Origin of the sequence: Ferrovibrio sp. (assembly GCF_035304305.1) — a bacterium.
Taxonomy (GTDB): domain Bacteria; phylum Pseudomonadota; class Alphaproteobacteria; order Ferrovibrionales; family Ferrovibrionaceae; genus Ferrovibrio.
Genome location: NZ_DATGQG010000156.1, coordinates 53,739 through 75,724, shown reverse-complemented (window position 1 = coordinate 75,724; position 21,986 = coordinate 53,739). Strand labels below are relative to the sequence as shown.

Here is a 21,986-nt window from a genome sequence, read left to right as displayed (position 1 = left end):
GAGACAGAGGCCGAGACCGAAAAAGGCGAAGCCCGGCCCGGCGGCGGTGAGATAGGCTCGCGCGGCTTGCACCACGGCTTCCTCGCGGGTGAACAGGGTGGTCCACAGATCCGGCGCCACGACCACGACCAGCCCGATGCTACCCAGCGCCACGGCGGCGGCGGCGCCCGCCGTCCAGGCTACCTTCCGCGCCCGCGCCACCAGCCCCGCGCCGATGGCCATGCCCACCATCGGCACGCTGGCGACGCCAATCGAGAAGGCGACCGGCACCAGCAGGAATTCCAGCCGCGCGCCGATGCCGTAGCCGGCCAGCGCCGTGGTGCCGAAGCGGGCGACGAGGCCGGTGAAGATCAGCACGGTCAGCACCGATTGCAGCGGCGACAGGCAGGCGATCGCGCCGACCTTGAGGATGTCGAGGAACATGTCGCGCCGGCTGCGGAACGAGAGCAGCCGCAGCCTGAGCCGCGCCCTGCCCGATTGCAGGAACCACCACAGATGCGCCGCGCCCAGACCGAAGGCGACCACCTGCCCCAGCGCGACGCCGATGATGCCGAAGCGCGGCAGCGGGCCGAAGCCGAGCGCGAGCACCCCGCCGATGACGATCTGCAAAGCCGCCACACTGATGCCGGTGACCGAGGGCACCATCATGTTGCCAGTGCCTCGCAGCACCGAGGCCAGCGTGTTGAACAGCCAGATCGCCGCGGCACCGCCGAACACGGTATTGGAATACAGCACCGCCTGGTCGAGCGCGCCGGCACGGCCGCCGAGCAGCCGGTAGATCGCCGGGCCGAGCAGCAGGAAGAAGACAGTGAAGACCAGACTGAGGCCCAGCGCGATGGCGATGGCATGCAGCGCCAGCGCATGGGCACGGCCGGCATCGTCGGCGCCGAGCGCGCGGCTGATCGCCGAGGAGACGCCGCCGCCCATGGCGCCGGCCGACATCATCTGCATCAGCATCACCATGGGAAAGGCCAGCGCCATGGCGGCCAGCGGCTCGACGCCGAGCAGGCCCACATAGGCCGTTTCGGCGATCGCCGCCAATGCCGTCGCCAGCATGGCAACCGTGGTCGGCGCGGTGAGCCGCAGCAGCAGCGGCAGGATCGGCGCCGTCAGCATCTGCTCGCGCCCAATGGCAGATCGTGGTGCGGCACGGGGCGCCGCAGCAGATTTGATCAGCGCCGACTGCTCGCTCACGACGCCGCCTGCACGGCGATGGCGTCGATGCGGGCGCAGAGCGCGTCGCGCGACTGTTTCAGGATGCGGTCGGACAGGGCGCGGTCGCCGACGGCGCGCGACAGCGCCACCGCGCCGGCCATTTCCGACAGGATCGAGAGCGCAAGCTGCTCGGGATGGCCCGCGCCGGCCGGCAGATGCCCGGCTAAACGCAGGGCGATGGCGCGCAGCCCCTCGTCGAAGGCCTCGCGCGCCGCGCCATCCAGCCGCGGCATGTCGGAGACCAGGGTGGCCAGCGCGCAGCCGCCGCCCGGATTGTCGCGATGGGCGCGCGAGACATAGGACTGGATCCAGGTCTTCAGCGCCTCGGGACCGGTCCTGTCGCCGATACGGTCGATGAAGCGGTCACGCCCGCCGGCGAACATGTGCCGGATCGCCGCCGCCACCAGCGCGTCCTTGGATTCGAAATGGGCGTAGAAGCCGCCATGGGTCAGCCCGGCCTCGCGCATCACCTCGACCACGCTGACGCCGGTGGGGCCATGCACGCGGATGGCGCGGGCGGCGGCATCGAGGATGGCGCGGCGGGTGACCTCGCTGCGCGGCTGGCGGGCCGGGGCTCTGGCTGCGGCTGTGCTCATGGCCGCATCAGAGCATGAAATATTATGATCGTCATCATATTTCTTCGCGGCGGTCGGCCTGCTACCCTGTGTTCTCCCTCCTCCCCGGAGTCGAACCATGAGCGCCAGACCCCGCATCACCATCACCTACTGCACCCAGTGCCAGTGGCTGCTGCGCGCCGCCTGGATGGCGCAGGAACTGCTCTCCACCTTCACGGAGGATCTGGAGGAAGTGGCGCTCCGGCCCGGCACCGGCGGCATCTTCCTGATCCACTGCGACAGGGAACTGGTGTGGGACCGCAAGCGCGATGGCGGTTTTCCGGACGTGAAGACGCTGAAGCAGCTGGTGCGCGACCGCATCGACCCGGCCCGCGATCTTGGCCATGTCGACCGCTAGGTCCGGCGGGGTTACAGCAACTGGCTGAATTACAGGCAAAATCGGCTATCCGGCCGCGCAATGCATTGCCCCGAAGCGACTGACATGCGTTGAATGACGCATGAAGCGATTTGCCAGCGCGCCGCGGATCAGTCTCGATATCGGCCGGGACGGGGTCGCGTCGATCCCCGATGCGAGACTGCGGACTCTCGCGGAATACTGGTTTGCGCGTCGGCGCGTGTACGGCATTCCGCCGCGCTCGGCCATCGATCCGCTCGACTTCCCCGCCCTGCTGCCGAATATCCTCCTGATCGAGCGGATCGGCACGCCGCCGGACGAGCGATACCGCTTCCGCCTCGTCGGCACCGGCGTGGTCGCCCATGCCGGCCGCGAGCTGACCGGCCGCCATGTCGACGAAGCCCTGCCCGCCACCTATTACGACTATGTCCGGCTGCTCAACCGGACGACGCTGGAGCATGGCCTGCCGGTCTATTCCGCGAGCCTCTATCACGACGAAGGCAACTTCGTGAACGGCCTCACCTACCGGCTGCTGATGCCGCTGCTCGGGGGGCCGGAGGGCAGAACGGCGATGCTGTTCGTCTGCCAGTTCTGGCAGCGGCGGGAGGATATCGGCGCCTGGACGGGCGACTGGCAGAGCGTCGCCCCGGAAATCCGGGTCATTTCCGGCCCCTGAGGGGTATCCAAAAACTTCATTGCGGCGCAGCAATCTTTTCTTGTAACGACCCTCAACCCGCCGTATATACCGCCCACCCAAGCAAACCCTTAAGGAATTGCGCCTGGCCGCCTGTCCCCAGAAGACGACCGGGCCCTTCGTGTGTACCGCCATGCAGATCCGCAACATCGCCATCATCGCTCACGTCGACCATGGCAAGACCACCCTGGTCGACGCCCTGCTCCGCCAGTCCGGCGCCTTCCGCGAGAACCAGCAGGTTGCGGAACGCGTGATGGACTCCAACGACCTCGAGCGCGAGCGCGGCATCACCATCCTGGCAAAATGCACCTCGGTCGAGTGGCATGGTACCCGGGTCAACATCGTCGATACCCCCGGACACGCCGATTTCGGCGGCGAGGTGGAACGCATCCTCTCCATGGTGGACGGCGTGGTGCTGCTGGTGGACGCCGCCGAAGGTCCGCTGCCGCAGACCAAGTTCGTGCTCGGCAAGGCGCTGGGCTTGGGCATGCGCCCGATCGTGGTGATCAACAAGATCGACCGCCAGGATGCGCGGCCGGACGAAGTGCATGAGGAAGTCTTCGACCTCTTCGCCAACCTCGACGCCACCGATGAGCAGCTCGACTTCCCGGTCATGTTCGCATCGGGCCGCTCGGGCTGGGCGACGCCGACGCTGGATGGCGAGCGCAAGGATCTCGCGCCGCTGTTCGACCTTATCGTCAATCATGTGCCGGCGCCGAAGGCCGAGCGCGACGCGCCCTTCCGCATGCTGGTCACCACGCTGGAAGCCGATCCCTATCTCGGCCGCATCCTGACCGGCCGCGTGCATTCCGGCGTGCTGAAGGTGAATTCGCCGATCCACGCCCTGCGCCGCGACGGCACCGAGATCGAGCAGGGCCGCGTCACCAAGCTGCTGGCCTTCCGCGGCATCGAGCGCACGCCGATCGAGGAAGCCGAGGCCGGCGACATCGTCGCCATCGCGGGCCTCACCGTCACCACCGTGGCCGACACGATCTGCGACCTCTCGGTCAGCGATCCGGTGCCGGCCAATCCGATCGACCCGCCGACGCTGGCCATGACCTTCTCGGTCAACAACTCGCCCTTTGCCGGCAAGGAAGGCAGCAAGGTGCAGAGCCGCGTGATCCGCGAGCGCCTGCTGCGCGAGGCCGAGGGCAACGTCGCGATCCGCGTGCAGGAGACCGAGGAGAAAGACGCCTTCCAGGTGGCCGGCCGCGGCGAACTGCAGCTCGGCGTGCTGGTCGAGACCATGCGCCGCGAGGGCTTCGAACTCTCGATCTCGCGTCCGCGCGTGCTGTTCCAGAAGGACGAGAACGGCAACCTGCTCGAGCCGATCGAGGAAGTGCATGTCGATGTCGACGACGCCTATACCGGCGTGGTGGTCGAAAAGATGTCGCTGCGCAAGGCCGAGCTGCGCGACATGCGCCCGTCGGGCGGCGGCAAGACCCGCATCACCTTCCTGGCGCCCTCGCGCGGCCTGATCGGCTATCATGGCGAGTTCCTCACCGATACCCGCGGTACCGGCATCATGAACAAGCTGTTCCACTCCTATGGCCCGCATCGCGGCCCGATCCCCGGCCGCCGCAACGGCGTGCTGATCGCCAACGGCACCGGCGAGACCGTGGCCTACGCGCTCAACATGATCGAGGAACGCGGCATCCTGTTCGTCGATCCCGGCACGCCGGTCTATGAGGGCATGATCATCGGCGAGCACAGCCGCGACAACGACCTCGACGTCAACCCGATGAAGGCCAAGCAGCTGACCAACATCCGCGCCGCCGGCAAGGACGAGGCGATCCGCCTCACCCCGCCCCGCAAGATGACGCTGGAACAGGCGATCGCCTATATCGGCGACGACGAGCTGGTCGAGGTGACGCCGAAGAGCATCCGCCTGCGCAAGAAGCTGCTCGATCCGAACGACCGCAAGAAGGCGCAGCGGGCGGCCGAAGCCGCCGCCTGATCCCTCTGCCATGCGCTGGCTGGAGCTGAAGGTCCCGCCGCTGCTGCAGGTTCTGCTGGTCGCCGGCGGAATGTGGGCCATCGCCCGCGAGTGGCCGGCAGCGGCGGTGCCGGACGCAATCCGCCATGGCCTTGCCGCCCTGCTGGGGCTGGCGGGCATCGCCTGCAGTGTCGCCGGAAAGATCGCATTCGGCCGCGCCGGCACCACGGTCAATCCGCTGGCGCCGGAACGCGCCTCGGCGCTGGTCACCGGCGGCATCTACCGCTACACGCGCAACCCGATGTATCTCGGCTTCCTGCTGGTGCTGCTCGGCTGGGCCGCGTGGCTCGGCAATCCCTGGACGCTGATCGGCCCGGTGGTCTTCGTGCTCTACATGAACCGCTTCCAGATCGGCCCGGAAGAACGCGCGCTCGCGGCATTGTTCGGCGAGGAATACCCCGCCTACCGCGCCGCCGTGCGGCGCTGGATCTGACCGCTCAGTCCTTCACCGCCGCGCAGTAGCGTCCCGGGCCGCGGATCTTCGCGCAGGCCGCATCGGCTTCCCTGCGCTCGGGCCAGCCGCCCAGCAGCAGGCGCGCAAACGAGCCGCGATTCTTCACATCCACCCATTCGATCTTCGGATCGAACTGGCCGTAGAGCTTCGGGTCCTTTTTCAGCAGCTCCTGCCATTCGCTGATCGCCGCGCCCTCCGTGCGGTGCGAGGCGAGATGGGCATGCCACAGGCCGCTGCCCGACGCGGGCACGGCTTTCATCGCCGCAATCGCGGGGGGCTTGGCCGGCGCTTCCGGCTGCGGCTTCGTGGCGGGCGTGGCGACAGCGGCCGCCGGCGTCTCAGCCGGCTTTGCCTCGGCGGCCTTCACCGGCTTCGCCTCTTTCGGCTCGTCCGGCTTCTTCTCCGGAACCGGCGCGACATAGCCGACCGGCGCGGTAGGGATCTGCCTGCTGGCGCGGGCGGAGGCGGCGCGCTGCCCCACCCAGCTGGCCTGCGACACGTCGCCCGCCGGCAGCGTCTCTGCCGCCGCCATCTGCCGCTCCCCGCCGGCCGCCGCCGCGGCCGGCGCCAGCGGAACCGAGATCACGCCGTCATAGCTCTGGTCGGCATGGGTCGCCGAATCGATCCCCATGCCCATCAGGCCGGCGCCGACGACATTGCCCAGGGTGGTGCCGTCGTTGCTCGCCTTCATGCGGTGACGCCCCATGGCATGACCATCGCGATGGCATTCCACCAGGATCTCGGCTGGCGAGCGGTTGACGCGCACCCTGGCCGGCGTCTGCGGGATGGTGGCGATCACCGCGTTCTCGCGCATCATCGTGCATTGCGCGCCCGGCGGGCTGGTCTGGACGATGATGTCCTGCGTCGTGCCGTTGAGCAGCGCGGCGCAGCCCGGCAGCGCGGCCAGGGCGAACAGCAGGACAGACAGGCTTCCGTAACGGCAGGACATTGCTTTTCCTCGGGCGCCTATTTTAGGCAGACGGTGGACCGGGTCCAAGCTATTAAGAGAGTTAACAGCAACGAGGAGAGCCATGCCCATCATCGACATCAAGGCGGACGTGACCGGGAAGGTCTGGAAGATCGAGAGCCAGGCGGGGGCGGCGCTCGGCACCGGCGACGTGGTGATGATCCTTGAATCGATGAAGATGGAGATTCCGGTCGAGGCCCCGAAGGCCGGCCGGCTGGCCGCCCTCACCGTCGCCGAGGGCGACAGCGTCAAGGAAGGCCAGGTTCTGGCGCGGCTGGAGGTCTAGCGCAAGGCCGCGGCGATATTGCCGCCGTCCACCGTCGCCACAGCGGCGGTGGTCTTCTGCGCCACGGCGAGCTGCACGAAGGCCTGGGCCACGTCCTCGGCCTTCACCTCGCGCTTCAGCAGGTTGCCCGACATGTATTCCTTCTCGGAGACGCCGCGCGCCTTCGAGCGCTTGGCGACCATCTCGTCGGTGAGCAGGCCCGAGCGGATGCGGTCGGCGTTCACCGCCGACGAGCGGATGCCCTCCGCGCCGTAATCCAGCGCGTATTGCCGCGACAGGAACAGCGTCGCCGCCTTGGGCAGGCCATAGGGGCCGAAATCCGGGCCGGGATTCACCGCCTGCTTGGAGGCGTTGAACAGCAGGCAGCCGCCGGTCTTCTGCTTCAGCATGATCTGCACGGCAGTCTGCGCCACATACTGGTGGCTGAAGAAGTTCAGTTCGAACGATCTGCGCAGCAATTCGTCGGAGACCTCGCCGATCCTGCCGCCCCAGGCGTTGCCGGCATTGGAGACGACGATGTCGACGCCGCCGAAATGCTGCACGACCTTCGCGAACGCCGCCTTCACGGCGTCCGGGCTGGTGACGTCGCAGGCGATGCCGATGCCGCCGAGCTTCTTCGCCACCTCGGCCGCCCTGGCGCCGTCGAGATCGAACACGGCGACTTCCGCGCCCTCGGCCGCGAAAGCCTTTGCGGTCGCCGCGCCGATCGCCCCCGCCCCGCCGGTGATCACCGCCACCTGGCGCGCCAGCGGCTTCTCGGCGCCTTTGCCCAGCTTGGCCTGCTCCAACGACCAGTATTCGATGTCGAACATGTCGCGTTCGGAGATGCTCTCGAAGCGGCCGATACTCTCGGCCCTGGTGATCACCTCCACCATCGTCTCGGCCTGGTCGGCGGCGACGCTGGCTTCCTTGCGCGATTTGCCGACAGCCACGAGACCGTGGCCCGGGATCAGCAGCACGCGCGGCAGCACGTCGAGCATGATTTTCTTCTGCTCGGCCTTCGCATTCTGGCGGTTGAAATAAGCCGTGTACTTGTCGGCGAATTTGGCAATGGCAACCCTGGCCGCTGCGGCGAACTCTTCCAGCTTCCCCGCCTCCGGTGCCGGCAGGATCAGCGGCCATGGCTTGATGCGGATGACATGCTCGGGCGTCGCCGTGCCCTGCTGGCTGTAGCGCGCGACGTCCTTGCCGTTGGCGAAGGCAAGATTCTGCTCGCCGCCGCGGACATCGAAGACCCAGCGCCTGAAACCGCCATCCTGGTCGGTCGGAACAGCCAGCAGGCCGCGCAGAACCGGCAGCACGTCTTCCAGCGGCGCGATCTTCTTCGGCAGCTTCGCCTGCACGATCTTCTTCCGCCCTTCGGCAAGCCGTTCCTCCGCCATGGAGACGTACCGGATCATCCGGTCATAGGCCTGTCTGGCGGTATCGCCCCAGGTGAAGATGCCGTGCTTGAGCAGCAGCAGGCCCTCGGCGTCCGGCTGCTTCCTGAAGGCTTCCGCCGCCTTCTTCGCCAGCACGAAGCCCGAGAACATGTAGTCGAGGATGATCAGCTTGCGGCCATAGAGCTTCTCGCAGATGGCGCGGCCGTTCGGCTGGTTGCTGATCGCCAGCACCGCATTGGCATGGGTGTGGTCGATGAACTTGTGCGGCAGGAAGGCGTGGAACAGCGTCTCGACCGACGGATTGGGCGACGAGGAGTCCAGCAGGTTGATGCGCTGGACGTTGACCATCTCCTCGTCCGAGAGATTCTTCAGCGCAATCAGCTCCTGCAGCGGATGCAGGCGCACCGCCGGCAGCCCCGGCGGCTCGATCACCGCCATGTCCCAGCCGGAGCCTTTCACGCAGAGCACGTCCACCGGCTTGCCGAGCAGGTCCTTCATGACGGTCTTGACCGAGGTATTGCCGCCGCCATGCTGCACCAGTGCCGGAACACCGCCGAGCAGCCGCGTGGTGTAGGTGCGCAGCGCCAGATCCTCGTTGATACCCTGCTTCGCGTAATGGGCGACTGCCGCCTTGGCGTCGCGGTCGGACCAGAGATTCTTCATTGCGGCAATTCCTACCTGGCGAATTCGGGATAAAGCTTGGTAAGACCGGCTTCCGAAGCGGCGCAGACGCCGCGTTCGGTGACCAGCCCGGTGACGAGGCGCGCCGGCGTCACGTCGAAACCGTAATTGGCGGCCCTGCTGCCCTCCGGCGTGATGGTGACCGGAACCACCTCGCCCGAGGCGGTGCGGCCGCTCATCACGGTGATCTCTTCCTGGGCGCGTTCCTCGATGGGAATTTCCTTCACGCCGTCGCGGATCGTCCAGTCGATGGTGGAATGCGGCAGCGCCACATAGAAGGGCACGTTGTTGTCATGCGCCGCCAGCGCCTTCAGATAGGTGCCGATCTTGTTGCAGACGTCGCCCTCGCGCGTCGTGCGATCGGTGCCGACGATGCAGAGATCCACCTGGCCATGCTGCATGAGATGGCCGCCGGCATTGTCGACGATCACGGTATGCGGCACGCCGTGGCTGTTGAGCTCCCAGGCGGTAAGCGAGGCGCCCTGGTTGCGCGGCCGCGTCTCGTCCACCCAGACATGCACCGGAATACCCTTGTCATGCGCCTTGTAGATCGGCGCAATCGCCGTGCCCCAGTCGACGCAGGCGAGCCAGCCGGCATTGCAGTGGGTGAGCACGTTGATGGTGCGCTTGCGCCCGGTCTTCTCGTAAGCGTCTTCGATCAGCTTCAGGCCGTGATCGCCGATGGCCGAGCAGGTCGCGACGTCATCGTCACAGATTTCGGCGGCGATCCGGTAGGCGATGGCGGCGCGCTCGGCGGCCGGCCGGTTATGCAATGCGTTGCGCACGCGATCCAGCGCCCATTTCAGGTTGATCGCGGTTGGGCGCGTTTCGTTGATGACGTGATAGGCCTTCTCCAGCATGGCATCCGAGGGATCGGCGCGCATCGCCAGCGCCAGACCATAGGCGCCGGTGGCCCCGATCAGCGGCGCGCCGCGCACGATCATGGCCTTGATCGCATGCGCCGCCTCTTCCCAGGTCTTCAGCGTCGTGGTCTCAAAAGCATGCGGCAGCTTCGTCTGGTCGATGATTCCGACTGACCAGCCGTCGTCGTTGACCCAGATCGTGCGGTACGGTACGCCCTTGACCTTCATGTCCTGCCCATCCTCATACGGTCCGGGAAATGCCCCAGGAAATGCGCTGGCAAAAGCCGCGCGGAAGGTAGCGGAGACCGGCCATGCGGGCAATGCCGGGGGGCCGGCAATTGCGGCTTGTCACGCATCGTTCGCAGGATCGGCCTGAGCCATGGTGGCGGCCATTTTTCTCACCGTTGTGGTGGATCTGATCGGCTTCGGCCTGATCCTTCCGCTGCTGCCCTTCTATGCCATTCATTTCGGCGCCTCAGCCTTCACCGTGGCGGCGCTTGCCGCGGTTTTCTCGGTTGCCCAGTTCCTGTCGGCGCCGCTGGTCGGCGGCCTTTCGGATCGCTGGGGCCGCAAGCCGGTTTTCCTGGCCTGCACGGTGCTGACCGCCATCGGCTATGTCTGGCTGGCGCTCGCCGACAGCCTGCTGGCGATCTTTCTCGCCCGCATCGTCGCCGGCGTCGGCAGCGGAAAGATCGGCATCGCGCAGGCGATCATCGCCGATGCCACGCCGCCGGAACGCCGGGCGCGCGGCATGGGACTGATCGGCGCCGCCTTCGGCATCGGCATGATCCTCGGCCCGATGCTGGGCGGACTGCTCGTCGGTCCCGATCCGTCCAGTCCGAACTACCAGTATCCAGCCTTCGCCGCCGCCGCGGCCTCCTGTCTCGCGCTGCTGCTGGCCGTCCTGACGGTGCGCGAGACGCTGACGCCGGGCATTGCCATCCCGGTATCGCGCAACCCGCTCAAGGCGCTGCCGGCGCTGAACCGCATGGCGCTGGCCTTCATCCTGATCAATTTCGCGATCAACTTCGTCTTCGCGCAGATCGAAACCCTGTTTCCGCTGTTCGCATCGGCCCGGCTCGGCTGGCATGCCTATGAGGTGGGAATCGCCTTCACCTTCATCGGCATCATCGTCCTCGTCACGCAGGGCGGCCTGATCGGCCCGCTGAGCCGGCGGTTCGGCGAGGCCCGGCTGCTGACCGCGGGCCTCATCGCCCTGGCGACCGGAACGGCCGCGGCGGGCTGGATCTTCAGCCTGCCGCCACTGGCCGTGCAGATTCTGCTGACGGCGGGCGGCTTCGCGCTGGTCAATCCCAGCATCAACAGTCTGATCTCGCGCAGCGCCGATCCCGGCCAGCAGGGCCTCACCATGGGAACCAACCAGTCGCTGGCGGCTCTGGGACGCGTGCTTGGACCGCTGTGGGGCGGCCTGCTGTTCGAGGAAATCGGCGTGGCCACACCCTACGTGGTCGGCGGCCTGACGCTGCTGCTGACGCTCGGCTTTGGCTGGCGCTGTATCCGGAGCATGCGATGACCAGCAGCTATCGCGCCATGCATTGCCGCGAACTCGGGCCGCCCGAGACGCTGGCGCTGGCCGAACTGCCGCGCCCGCCGCTCGGCGATGGCGAGGTGCGCGTGAGAATCCGCGCCGCCGGCGTCAATTACCCCGACCTGCTGCAGGTCTCCGGCCAGTACCAGCACAAGCCTCCCCTGCCCTTCGTGCCGGGTTTCGAGGCGGCCGGAGACATTCTGGAAACCGGCCCCGGGGTCGCCGGCTGGAAGGCCGGCGACGCGGTGATCCTGCGTCTGCGCGGCGGCGCCTATGCCGAGGAGGCCGTCGCCCGGGCGGAATGGCTGTTGCCCAAACCCGCTGGCTGGTCCTATGCGGAAGCGGCGGCGTTTCCGGTGGCGGCAGCCACCGCCTGGACGGCGCTGGTGTCGCGCGGGCGGCTGGCGGCCGGCGAAACCCTGCTGGTGCTCGGCGCCGGCGGCGGCACCGGACTGGGTGCCGTCAGCCTCGGCACCCGGGTCGGTGCCAGGGTCATCGCCGTCGCCTCGTCGCCCGAGAAGCGCGCGGCCGCCGCCCGGGCCGGCGCGGCCCTCTGCATCGACCCCGCGACACCGGACTGGACGGGCAATCTGCAGGCCGATGTCGTATTCGATCCGGTCGGCGAGCCTCTCTTCGGCGCGGCCTGGAAGGCGCTGGCACCGGGCGGACGCTGGCTGGTGGTCGGCTTTGCCGGCGGTGGCTTTCCGCGCGTTCCGGCAAACCGGCTGCTGCTGCGCGAGGCCGAGCTGATCGGCGTGCGGGCCGGCGAACAGGCACGCCGCAATCCTGCGGCTGCGCAGCAGTGCGACGCGGCCCTGCGGGACTGGCTAGTCGGCGGCGATGGCGCCGGGCGGCCGCAGATCGGCGGGATCCACCGGCTGGAACGTGCTGCCGATGCCCTGCGGCTGCTGGCCGGGCGCAGGGCGGTCGGCAAACTGGTCCTGGAGACCGGTTAGCGGCCCGGGCCGGCAGCGCTCAGGCGGGAAGGTCACCGTCACCGTCGTGCCGACGCCGAGCTGGCTGTCGATATGCAGCTGGGCACCATGAAGGTCGAGCAGGCTGCGCGACAGCGGCAGCCCGAGACCGGTGCCTTCGTGACTGCGCGACAGGGCATTCGCCACCTGGCTGAACGGCTGCTGCACGCGCTCGATATCCTCGTCGGCGATCCCGATGCCGGTATCGGCAACGACGATCTCGAGGCGGCCATCGGCCACGAATTCCGCGCGGATCTCCACGCTGCCGCCCTCGGGCGTGAACTTCACCGCGTTGCTCAACAGGTTGATCCATACCTGGCGCAGACGCCTTGCGTCGCCCCAGAGCGAGGGCGCGGGCGCCACGATCCCCTTGCGGATCGCGATCCGGTTGGCCATCGCCCGCTCGCGCACCAGCAGCAGCGCGGCATCCATGCTGTCGTTCAGGTCGATCCATTCCTCGTCCAGGTTCATCATGCCGGACTCGACCTTGGCCATGTCGAGGATGTCATTGATGAGCGCCAGCAGATGTTCGCCGCTCTGCACGATGTCGCGGGTGTATTCGCGATACTTCTCGTTGCCGAGCGGCCCCATCATCTCGTCGAGCAGCACCTGGCTGAAGCCGAGGATGGCGTTGAGCGGCGTCCGCAGCTCGTGGCTCATGTTGGCGAGGAAATCCGACTTGGCGCGGTTGGCGGCTTCCGCCTGGTCCTTGGCCAGCATCAGCTGCTGCTCCGCGCGCCGCTGCACGCTGACATCGCGGAACATGCCCTCGATCATCACCGCATTGCCGCGATCGTCGGTCACCCGCCGCAGGGTCTTGGATACCCAGATCCGGGTGCCGTCGCGGCGGCGCATCTCGGAGCGGAAGTCGCGCACCAGGCCATGGCGCTCGAGCTGCTTGAGCAGTTCGTTGCGGCGTTCCGGATGCACGTAGAGCTGCTCGCCGGACCGGGTGACGGTGGCCAGCATCTCCTCCGGCGAGTGGAAACCGAAAATGGCGGCGCCGGCGCGATTCACCGCCAGCACGCGGCCCTCCGGCGTCTCCTGGATGATGCCCTCGTGGACGTTGTCGAAGATCTGGCGGTACTTGGCCTCGGCTTGGCGCAGGCGGATCTGCGCCCGCTTGCGCAGCGTGATGTCGGTGAAGACCGAGACGTAGCCGCCATTCGGCATCCGCCGCCAGTCGAAGTTCAGCCAGGTGCCGTCGGTCAGCCTGACTTCCTGCTTGCGGTCGGCCTTGGTGGAAGCATCGATATAGGCATCGATCCAGGCCGCGGCTTCCTCGGCGCGGATCGTGAGCAGCCCCTGGTCGATCAGCAGGCGCAGAAAATCCTTGGCCGAGATGCCGTCCTTGAGATCGAATGCCGTGAGGCCGAAAAGCTCCGGCAGGCGGCGGTTGTAATGCACCAGATTGGGGCCGGAATCCCAGACCGCGAGGCCCTCGCCGATAATGTCCAGCGCGCCGAGCAGCAGATCCTGGTCGGCGGTCGAGGCCGCAGGAGCCGAACCGAAGCTGTCAGCGCCCGTCGTCATCGGCAGGACCGGCAGTTAGCGCGCGGCTTGGTCAAAGCTTCCCCCTCGTCACGACTGCTGACGCCATTTGGAATGCAACGCACACGGATAAGCGCGGCCCTCCCGGCCTCAACCCGTTTTTTGTAGTTCTACGCGCATTACGGGCGGGGAATTTGTCACACAGGGCGCCCGCCGCTGCAACCGAAAACCGCCCTGTCAGCCTTTTGGCCAGTCGGTGCAGGCCAATACAGGTTGGGCTATGCCGCCATGGCTTTCATACAGGTAGTATGCGCACTGCAAAATAAAGAGGCCGGCGACTCGCGTCGCCGGCCCCTTTGCAACCCGCTCGGTGCCCGTCGACCTATCAGATGCAGTAGCTCTTCAGCGGCGGGAAGCCGTTGAAGCCTACCGAGGAATAGGTCGTCGTATATGCACCGGCGGACAGGATCTGGATCTTGTCGCCCACCTGCAGCGCCAGCGGCATCTGGTAATCCGCCTTCTCGTACAGCGTGTCGACGCTGTCGCAGGTCGGACCCGCGATGGAGACCGGGCCGGTCGGCCCGCCGTCATGCGGCGTGACGATGCGGTACTTGATCGCCTCGTCCATGGTCTCGGCCAGGCCGGAGAACTTGCCGATGTCGAGATAGACCCAGCGTCGGTCGTCGTCGTAGTCCTTCTTCGAGATCAGCACCACCTCGGCCTGGATCACGCCGGCATCGCCCACCAGGCCACGGCCCGGCTCGATGATCATTTCCGGCAGCTGGTTGCCGAAGTGCTTAGTCATCGCCTGGCTGATGGCCGCAGCATAGGCTTCCAGCGCCGGCACATCCGAGCGATACCGCGCCGGAAAGCCGCCGCCGAGATTGACCATGCGCAGGTCGACATCGGCCTCGTGGAGCAGCGTGAACATCTGCGCCACCTGGGCAACCGCCTTGTCCCACTGGTTGAGGTCGGTCTGCTGCGAGCCGACATGGAACGAGATGCCGTACGGGTCGAGGCCGAGATCGCGCGCCTTGACCAGCAGGTCAGCCGCCATGCGGGGCGAGCAGCCGAACTTCTTCGACAGCGGCCATTCGGCGCCTTCGCACTCCATCAGGACGCGGCAGAAAACCCGCGAACCCGGAGCGGCCGTCGCCAGCTTCTCCAGCTCGGCATCGGAATCGAAGGCGTAGAGGCGCACGCCGCGCTCGTACGCCCAGGCGATGTCGGCCTTCTTCTTGATGGTCGAGCCATAGGAGATGCGGTCCGCGGTCACACCCTGGTTCATGCAGAGCTCGATCTCGCCGGGCGAAGCCACGTCGAAATTCGAGCCGAGCTTCTCCAGCCGCTGGATGATCTCGACAGCGGGATTGGCCTTGGTGGCATAGAACACGCTGGCCAGCGGCAGCAGGCGCCGCAGCTCACGGTAGTTATGCTCGACCACGTCCACGTCGACCACCAGGAACGGCTCGCGGTCCTTGGCCTCGGCGAGGAACTTCTGGATCTTCGGGGTGATCTGCCCCAGCTCAACACGCTTGGAAGCGTTGCGTCGCAGACGGGACAGGGTGCGGCCACCATGGGCTGCTGCAAGCATCGAAACCTCCCTCTCGGACCGGCTCTGAACCGGCACGGCTGTTCAGGCCGTACCACCAAAAGAGACGCGTTCGTCGTTGCATAACCTGCCAGGGGCCATCGGCACGTGCGGGTGCGTCAATGGGGGCGTATTTACAGCATCTTGCCCCCAATGCAAGGGGAAATGCCCCCCATGTACAATTTTTTCGCCGCTGTCGTTTTTTTGCCGCGCAACCGGGAAAATGCCCGCTCCCGCGGGCAAAAGAAAAGCCGCATCAAATGCGGCTTTTCCGTGATTCCGACGCCGGCGAAGCGTCAGTGCAGCAGCGCCAGCTGGGCGGTCAGCCCGGTGAAATCCTGCAGCCGCTGCGGCGGCAGCGTCACCGGCTGGCTCGGATTCCCCAGGCCCACGATCCGGGTCGCCTCGCCGATGCTGTCGAGTCGGACCACCTGCCCGCCGAAGCCGGTCACCTCGGCACGGCCGACGCTGAGCAGCGCGATCTCCGTACCCTGGGGACCGATCCGGCCGGCCACGGTGGCGGTCCGCACCGCGACGCTGCCGGAAGGCAGGATGACATAGATGGTGCCCGGATTGGCCGAATCGAGATGGAAGCTGCCGCGCTCGAGCCGCAGCACGACGCGGTCGGCGGCGAACTCGTCCACGGTGATGGCGCTGTTCGGGCCGATGATGACGCTGGTGCGGTCCTCGAGCACGAACTTGACGCCCGAGCCCGGCCCGCTGGTGATCCGGCTGCCGAGCGCCACCGGCCTACCGCTGCGGCTCTCCTCGCCCACCTGCTTCGGCGCCGCGGTCAGCGCGGCAGGCGTGAAGTCGGCCAGCAGATCGGAGGCCGCGCGGCTGTCAGCGGCAAAACCGGCGACGGCCGCGGCGGCAAGAGTGAGTGAGACGCGCAGAGCGCGACGGAAGGCAAAAGCCATGAAACGGCTCCACAATGCTGTTCGGAATTGGAGCCATCATGCCGCAATCCGGGCCGGATTGCTGTGACGGCAGCTACTATTTGGTGCCGTAGATGCGGTCGCCGGCATCGCCCAGGCCGGGCCGGATGTAGCCATGCTCGTCGAGCTGGCGATCAACCGCGCAGGTATAGATCGTCACGTCCGGGTGGTTCTCCTGCATGACGCGCAGGCCCTCGGGCACGGTGAGCAGGCAGACGAACTTGATCTGGGTGGCGCCCGCCTCCTTCAGCCGTGTCACGGCCGCCGCCGCCGAATGGCCGGTTGCCAGCATCGGATCCACCACGATGACCAGCCGCTGCGCCACGTCCTCGGGCAGTTTCAGGTAATACTCCACCGGCACCAGGGTCTCCGGGTCACGGTAGAGGCCGACATGGCCGACGCGGGCCGAAGGAACCAGATCGAGCATGCCGTCGAGGATGCCGTTGCCGGCGCGCAGGATGGAGACGAAGCAGAGCTTCTTGCCCGACAGGATCGGCGCCTGCATCGGCTCCAGCGGCGTCTCGATGGCGACCTTCTCCAGCGGCAGGTCGCGGGTGACCTCGTAGGCCAGCAGCAACGCCAGCTCGCGCACCAGCTTGCGAAATTCGGCCGTCGAGACCTCCTTGCGCCGCAGCAGGGTCAGCTTGTGCTGCACCAGCGGGTGGTTCACCACCTGCACATTCGGAAACTCGGTCATTGGAAATCCCCCACTCAGAATACCGTGCCGTCGCTGACGACCCGCAGCGGCGGCCCGCCATCGGGCCGCTTCTCGCGGGCGATCTTGCGGCCCGCCGCCCAGGTGCCGCCTTCGAGGATGCGCGCCAGCGGCATCTCGGCCCTGGAGCGGCCCAGCCGCTCGCGCACCGGATCGGCGATCACGTCGAGCAGTGCAAGGGTCAGCGCCCGCCATTCCACCACCGCCTCGTCCTCGACCGGCAGGGCGAACTGCGCCAGCGCCTCGTGGCGCAGCGACAGCACGCCGAGATCGAGGAACAGGCCGCCATTGCGGTATTCCGGCAGGCCAGTGAGATCATCCATGCCGGTCACCGGGATGCCGGCATCCTCGAAAATCTCTACGAGCGAGTAGGTCAGCCACTGCGACAGCTTGTGGAACGGGATCAGCCCCGAGGTGAGGTCGCCGCTGACGATGCCGCGATGACGCCAGACATCGCCCAGATTGGCGCCGTCCAGCGTGATCCGCGACGGCCAGATCGGGCTGAAGGCATCGAGCAGCGCCGCAAGGATGCTGCGCGCCGCCAGGCGCCCGTCGCTGAGCTGCCCCTTGAGATAATCGTACAGTCCGCCGATCCGGGCATCCGGGCCGAACAGGTCGGGCCGGGCCTTCAGCGCGGTCCCGAGATTGCGCATCAGCGCGGCACGGCCCTCGACGCCGACCAGCGGATTGTCCGCCGTTACCTGGAAGGCCTTCTCGATCGCATTCGGCGGCAGCGGGCAGAGGCCGGCAGCGTCGGCCCGCAGCGGCCTGCCGGCGCGGTCGCCGGAGAACAATCCGGCGCGGAAGGCATGCAGGCTGGCCACCGCCAGACCCTCGGAGCGGGTCACCGTCTGGCCGGTTTCGGCCTCGGCATATTTCCAGCCCGGGCCGGCGCCGGCGTCGAGCAGGACGCTGACGACGCAGAGATCGAAGCGGATGCGGGCGATCTCGTCGGCATCCAGACCCTTCAGCTCCGCCGCCAGCCGGCCCCAGCGGTCGATACCGCCGGCCGTGAAATGCCGCCAGCGGGCATGATAGGGAATCTCCAGGGTCGGATAATTCTCCCGGATCACCTGCGCGACGTAATCCGCCGCCGCCGGCAGCCGGTCGAAATGGACGTGGAAATTCGGCAGCGCGTCGCGCTCGCCCAGGCGCAGCAGCTCATGGCAGCGCGCCCGGATCGCCTCAGGCGTGCGCAGCCAGGCGACGGCCTGCGCGGGTTCGTTCAGATTGCCCACTCTTTTACTCCTCGAGGCCGCGGCCCTTGGGCTTCTTCAGCTCCTCGGGATCAGGGACCTTCTCGGTGTAATAACCGGCGGCCTTCTTGGCGTCCATCTCCACCTTGGCATCGGCGGGTATGAGTTCGTCGGGGATCGGCACGCGCTCGACCACCTGTATGCCGCTGTCGACGATGGGCTGGAACTTCATGTTGCTCATGGAGACTAGCCGGTCGATGCGCGAGACGCCGAGCCAGTGCAGCACGTCGGGCATCAGTTCCTGGAAGCGCATATCCTGCACGCCGGCGACGCATTCCGTGCGCTGGAAATAGGCCTCGGCCCGGTCGCCGCCCTCCTGCCGCTTGCGCGCGTTGTAGACGAGGAACTTGGTCACCTCGCCGAGCGCCCGGCCTTCCTTGCGGTTGTAGACGATGATGCCGACGCCGCCCTGCTGGGCCTGCTCGATGCAGACCTCGATGCCATGGGCCAGATAGGGCCGGCAGGTGCAGATGTCGGAGCCGAACACGTCCGAGCCGTTGCATTCGTCATGGACGCGGCAGGCAATCTTCGTCTCGGACCTGCCCAGCTTCGAAACATCGCCGAACAGGTAGATGGTCATGCCGCCGATCGGCGGCAGGAAGACCTTGAGATCGCCGCGCGTGACCAGTTCGGGGAACATGCCGCCGGTCTGCTCGAACAGGCCGCGGCGCAGTTCCGTTTCCGTGATGTTGAAGCGCCTGGCGACACCCGGCAGCCACCAGACCGGCTCGACGGCGACCTTGGTCACCTTCACGTCGCCGTTCTTCGCCAGGATGTCGCCGTCCGGCGTCAGCCGTCCGGCCCGCACCGCCTCCTGCAGTTCCGGCATGTTGATATGCGCCTTGGTCACCGCGATGGTCGGGCGGATATCCCAGCCGGCAGCGATCTGACCGGCATAGACCTCGCTGGTCATATGTCCCCAGGGATCCAGCGACACGATCTTTTCGGGATCGCTCCACTGCGGGAACGGTCCGATCGGCTCGGCCGGCGTCGTGTTGGTGAGGTCAGGTCTGTGCTCGGCATTCAGCTGCCCGGCAGCGATGGCCAGCGCGCGGTAGAGCGAATAGGCACCCGAATGGGTGCCGATGGCGTTCTTGCCACCCGGATTCTTCAGCGTGGCAACCACCGGTCCGCGCTGCTGCGGGTCTGCAGCTCCCCACTGCACGGGCAGAGGCTTCGCCCCCTCGCTCCTGCTCGGATGCGACGTCAGGATGATCGGCTTCGGAAGCGGCTTCTTCTCGTTGGGAAGGGTCGGTACGTCGATATCACTCATGGTCTGTACCCGATCTTGGAAGGGCCCGCCTGACGCAGCGGGGCAGCGAGATTGGCGAATTCACAGAGCAGCGGCCGCGTGTCGCGCGGATCAATGATCTCCTCGACGAGGAAAGCTTCGGCCGTGCGAAAGGGCGAGCGCACCCTGTTGAGACGGTCCTCGATCTGCTTCAGCAACGCGGCGGGATCATCGGCTTTCTCCAGTTCGGCGCGATAGGCAGCCTCGATGCCGCCTTCCAGCGGCAGACTGCCCCAGTCGCCCGACGGCCATGCATAACGGTAGCGCAGTCGCGCGTGATTGGAATGGGCGGCGCCGGCGACGCCGAAGGCCTTGCGGATGATGATCGAGCACCACGGCACCGTCGCCTGATAAACGGCGGCAATGGCGCGGGCGCCATGGCGGATGGTACCGCTCTGCTCGGCTTCCGGCCCGATCAGGAAGCCCGGAATGTCGACGAAGTTGACGACCGGCAGATGGAAGGTTTCGGCCAGATCGACGAAGCGGGTGATCTTGTGGCTGGCATCGGCCGTCCAGCCGCCGCCGTAGTGATAGGGGTCGCTGGCGAGGATGGCGACCGGCCAGCCGTCCAGGCGCGCCAGTCCGGTTATGACCGAACGGCCGTAGAGCCGTCCCATCTCGAAGAAGCTGCCCTCGTCGACGCAGGCCTCGACGATGTCGCGCATCTTGTAGACGCGGCGGCGGTCGCGCGGCACGATGGAAATCAGCCGTTCGTCGCGCCGGTTCGGATCGTCCTGCGACGCAGTCCGCGGCGGCAGCTCATAGACCGATTGCGGCAGATAGGAGAGGAAACGCCGCGCGGCGGCGAAAGCCTCCTGCTCGCTCGCCACGGCGAGATCCACGGCGCCGGCGCGCATATGGATGTCGGTGCCGCCGAGTTCCTCCTTGGTCATCTCCACGCCGGTACGCGCCACCACCGGCGGTCCGGCGATGAACATCTGCGAGATGCCCTCCACCATCACCGAGAAATGGCTGGTGACGGTGCGCGCCGCACCCAGGCCCGCAACCGAGCCCAGCGCCAGGGAGATCACCGGTACGGTGGAGAGATTGGCCACCGCATGTTCGAAACCGGGCAGCAGCGGCACATAAGTGCGGCCTTCCATTTCCAGCGACTTCACCGACCCGCCGCCGCCCGTGCCGTCCACCAGCCGGATCATCGGGATGCGCAGCTCGAGCGCCATCTGCTCGGCATGCACCTGCTTCTGCCAGATCGCTGCATCGGCGGCGCCGCCGCGCACGGTGAAATCGTCGCCGCCAACCACCACCGGCCGGCCATCGATACGGCCGCGGCCGAAGACGAAATTCGTCGGGCTGAAATCCACCAGCTCGCCTTCGGCGTCGTATTTCGCCCGGCCGGCAATGGCACCGATTTCGTGGAAGGAGCCGGCATCGAGCAGCTGGTCGATGCGTTCGCGCACCGTCAGCTTGCCGCCGTCATGCTGGCGTTTGACCTTGTCAGGGCCGCCCATGCGGCGGGCGAGTTCCTCGCGGCGCCGGAGTTCGGCAATTTCAGCTTCCCAGCTCATAAAAGCCTGCCCCTTTGGCACTGGAAAGCGATGGAGTCTAACCGGCCGGCGCGGCCCGGACAATGGCCCGGATTGCCCACCGCTGCGTCAGAACCGGGGCCGTCCCGGGCGTATAGCCGGATTACACCCGCGCGATCGTCGCCAGGGCCGTGGCGACGATCTTCTCCACCCCGTCCCTGACGGCATAGACATCGGCGCGGGTCACTACCTGTCGCGCGCCGGCCTTTACCACGCTGCCGGTCGCCCGCAGCTTCTCCCCTACTGCCGGGGCCAGCAGATTGAGCTTGTACTCCGACGTCACCACGTCGCCGACCGCGGACGCGGCGGCCCAGGCACAGGCGGTATCGGCCATGTAGCCGACCAGGGCACCGTGCGCGAAACCGTGGTGCTGTGCCATCTCAGGCCGGATATCGATCTCGACGCCAACCTGGCCGTTCGAAAATGCAGTGACCCTTGTTCCGACCCATTTGGTGAAGGGGCTGATCTCGATCACCTTCTCCAGCTGCTCGCGGGTGAGCCGGACCTTCGGCACGGCAGCGACACTCATTGCAGACTCCTTTGCAGCAGGCGTCCGATCCGCCGCAGCGGCTCGGCGGATTTGCTCGTGCGCGAGAGAATGATCGCGCCTTCCAGCGAGGCGACGGCCCAGAGCGCCAGATCGGCGGCCTCCTGCGGCTTCCGGCCCTCTTTCTGCAGTTCCCGGACAATCAGGTCGGTCCAGGCCTCGTAGCCGGCCGAACAGGCCAGCCGCAGCTTTTCGACGAAGGCGCCGGTCTCGACGGCGACGATGGTGATCGGCGAGCCGTCCCGGAAGCCGGAGCGCTCCATCCAGCCGGCGATGATCCCGGCAACATTGCCGATGGCCTCGGCCATCGAACGGGCGCGGCCGATCTCCTGCTCCAGCGTGGCGGTGAACAGTCCGGCCGACCAGGCGACCGCTTCGGCAGCCAGCTGTTCCTTGCCGCCGGGGAAATGATGATAGAGCGAGCCCTTCGGCGCGCCGCTTTTCGCCACGATCTCGTTCAGACCGACGGCGGCATAGCCGCGTCGCGACATCAGCCGCGCCGTCATGTCGACGAAGCGCTCCCTGGTGGATTGCGGCTTGCGGGCGGAGCGCGGCAGGGTATTAGCCATGCCAAGATTATACA

Annotated in this window: 20 protein-coding genes and 1 pseudogene; 7 read left to right on the top strand and 14 right to left on the bottom strand. The window is 67.2% G+C overall.

All coding sequences use genetic code 11. From position 1 onward, the window contains the following. Together VKZ87_RS17585 and VKZ87_RS17580 are read right to left on the bottom strand one after the other, a co-directional pair. The coding region (locus tag VKZ87_RS17585; protein ID WP_324222576.1) for an MATE family efflux transporter at nt 1-1,194 on the bottom strand (1,194 nt) is incomplete at its 3' end. After that, nucleotides 1,191-1,811 (bottom strand): TetR/AcrR family transcriptional regulator, encoded by a 621-nt coding sequence (locus VKZ87_RS17580; protein WP_324222575.1) that lies wholly within the window; start codon nt 1,809-1,811, stop codon nt 1,191-1,193. The genes VKZ87_RS17580 and VKZ87_RS17585, both read right to left, overlap by 4 nt. A 97-nt stretch (nt 1,812-1,908) precedes the next feature. On the opposite strand from VKZ87_RS17580, the gene VKZ87_RS17575 reads away from it, so the two are divergent. From VKZ87_RS17575 to VKZ87_RS17560, 4 genes are all read left to right on the top strand, one after another. Next, nucleotides 1,909-2,187, top strand: coding sequence for a SelT/SelW/SelH family protein (locus tag VKZ87_RS17575; protein ID WP_324222574.1), 279 nt, complete (start codon nt 1,909-1,911; stop codon nt 2,185-2,187). A 100-nt stretch (nt 2,188-2,287) separates the two neighbouring features. Further along, complete coding sequence (locus tag VKZ87_RS17570) at nt 2,288-2,860, top strand: PAS domain-containing protein (RefSeq protein WP_324222573.1); 573 nt, start codon at nt 2,288-2,290, stop codon at nt 2,858-2,860. Between the two features lie 151 nt (nt 2,861-3,011). Further along, complete coding sequence (gene typA / locus VKZ87_RS17565; protein WP_324222572.1) at nt 3,012-4,835, top strand: translational GTPase TypA; 1,824 nt, start codon at nt 3,012-3,014, stop codon at nt 4,833-4,835. Between the two features lie 10 nt (nt 4,836-4,845). Beyond that, nucleotides 4,846-5,307 carry an isoprenylcysteine carboxylmethyltransferase family protein gene (locus tag VKZ87_RS17560; RefSeq protein ID WP_324222571.1) on the top strand — a complete coding sequence of 154 codons (462 nt, stop codon included), beginning with the start codon at nt 4,846-4,848 and terminating at the stop codon, nt 5,305-5,307. 4 nt (nt 5,308-5,311) lie between these two features. On the opposite strand, the gene VKZ87_RS17555 is transcribed toward VKZ87_RS17560, so the two are convergent. Continuing rightward, complete coding sequence (locus VKZ87_RS17555) at nt 5,312-6,277, bottom strand: SPOR domain-containing protein (protein WP_324222570.1); 966 nt, start codon at nt 6,275-6,277, stop codon at nt 5,312-5,314. A gap of 82 nt (nt 6,278-6,359) precedes the next feature. On the opposite strand from VKZ87_RS17555, the gene VKZ87_RS17550 reads away from it, so the two are divergent. Beyond that, nucleotides 6,360-6,581, top strand: coding sequence for an acetyl-CoA carboxylase biotin carboxyl carrier protein subunit (locus VKZ87_RS17550; protein ID WP_324222569.1), 222 nt, complete (start codon nt 6,360-6,362; stop codon nt 6,579-6,581). Here the strand turns inward: VKZ87_RS17550 and VKZ87_RS17545 are convergent. Continuing rightward, nucleotides 6,578-8,626 carry a bifunctional aldolase/short-chain dehydrogenase gene (locus VKZ87_RS17545; protein WP_324222568.1) on the bottom strand — a complete coding sequence of 683 codons (2,049 nt, stop codon included), beginning with the start codon at nt 8,624-8,626 and terminating at the stop codon, nt 6,578-6,580. The genes VKZ87_RS17550 and VKZ87_RS17545 overlap by 4 nt on opposite strands. An 11-nt stretch (nt 8,627-8,637) precedes the next feature. Next, complete coding sequence (gene mtnA, locus VKZ87_RS17540) at nt 8,638-9,735, bottom strand: S-methyl-5-thioribose-1-phosphate isomerase (protein ID WP_324222567.1); 1,098 nt, start codon at nt 9,733-9,735, stop codon at nt 8,638-8,640. 151 nt (nt 9,736-9,886) lie between these two features. On the opposite strand from mtnA, the gene VKZ87_RS17535 reads away from it, so the two are divergent. Together VKZ87_RS17535 and VKZ87_RS17530 are read left to right on the top strand one after the other, a co-directional pair. After that, on the top strand, nt 9,887-11,041 hold the full coding sequence (locus tag VKZ87_RS17535; RefSeq protein ID WP_324222566.1) for an MFS transporter: 1,155 nt from the start codon (nt 9,887-9,889) through the stop codon (nt 11,039-11,041). Next, nucleotides 11,038-12,012, top strand: a complete 975-nt coding sequence (locus VKZ87_RS17530; RefSeq protein ID WP_324222565.1) for an NADPH:quinone oxidoreductase family protein — start codon at nt 11,038-11,040, stop codon at nt 12,010-12,012. The genes VKZ87_RS17535 and VKZ87_RS17530 overlap by 4 nt, the downstream gene beginning before the upstream one ends. 30 nt (nt 12,013-12,042) lie before the next feature. On the opposite strand, the pseudogene VKZ87_RS17525 reads toward VKZ87_RS17530, so the two are convergent. The 9 genes and pseudogenes from VKZ87_RS17525 to VKZ87_RS17485 form a co-directional block, all read right to left on the bottom strand. Next, nucleotides 12,043-13,563 (bottom strand): annotated as a pseudogene (locus VKZ87_RS17525) (PAS domain-containing sensor histidine kinase); the annotation flags it as partial. A 343-nt stretch (nt 13,564-13,906) separates the two neighbouring features. Next, nucleotides 13,907-15,037, bottom strand: coding sequence for a type III PLP-dependent enzyme (locus VKZ87_RS17520; RefSeq protein ID WP_324222578.1), 1,131 nt, complete (start codon nt 15,035-15,037; stop codon nt 13,907-13,909). A gap of 371 nt (nt 15,038-15,408) precedes the next feature. Further along, entirely contained in the window at nt 15,409-16,032 is a 624-nt protein-coding gene (locus VKZ87_RS17515; RefSeq protein WP_324222564.1) for a FecR family protein, read from the bottom strand. Nucleotides 16,033-16,108: 76 nt separating this feature from the next. Further along, on the bottom strand, nt 16,109-16,747 hold the full coding sequence (gene upp, locus VKZ87_RS17510) for a uracil phosphoribosyltransferase (protein ID WP_324222563.1): 639 nt from the start codon (nt 16,745-16,747) through the stop codon (nt 16,109-16,111). Between the two features lie 14 nt (nt 16,748-16,761). Further along, a complete protein-coding gene (locus VKZ87_RS17505) occupies nt 16,762-18,003 on the bottom strand; it encodes a URC4/urg3 family protein (RefSeq protein ID WP_324222562.1) in 1,242 nt (413 codons plus the stop codon). A 4-nt stretch (nt 18,004-18,007) separates the two neighbouring features. Beyond that, nucleotides 18,008-19,294, bottom strand: coding sequence for a GTP cyclohydrolase II (locus VKZ87_RS17500; RefSeq protein WP_324222561.1), 1,287 nt, complete (start codon nt 19,292-19,294; stop codon nt 18,008-18,010). Then, nucleotides 19,291-20,838 carry an acyl-CoA carboxylase subunit beta gene (locus VKZ87_RS17495; protein ID WP_324222560.1) on the bottom strand — a complete coding sequence of 516 codons (1,548 nt, stop codon included), beginning with the start codon at nt 20,836-20,838 and terminating at the stop codon, nt 19,291-19,293. The genes VKZ87_RS17500 and VKZ87_RS17495 overlap by 4 nt, the downstream gene beginning before the upstream one ends. 121 nt (nt 20,839-20,959) lie before the next feature. Beyond that, nucleotides 20,960-21,385, bottom strand: coding sequence for a PaaI family thioesterase (locus VKZ87_RS17490; protein WP_324222559.1), 426 nt, complete (start codon nt 21,383-21,385; stop codon nt 20,960-20,962). After that, nucleotides 21,382-21,972 (bottom strand): TetR/AcrR family transcriptional regulator, encoded by a 591-nt coding sequence (locus VKZ87_RS17485; RefSeq protein WP_324222558.1) that lies wholly within the window; start codon nt 21,970-21,972, stop codon nt 21,382-21,384. The genes VKZ87_RS17490 and VKZ87_RS17485 overlap by 4 nt, the downstream gene beginning before the upstream one ends. Between the last annotated feature and the right edge of the window lie 14 nt (nt 21,973-21,986).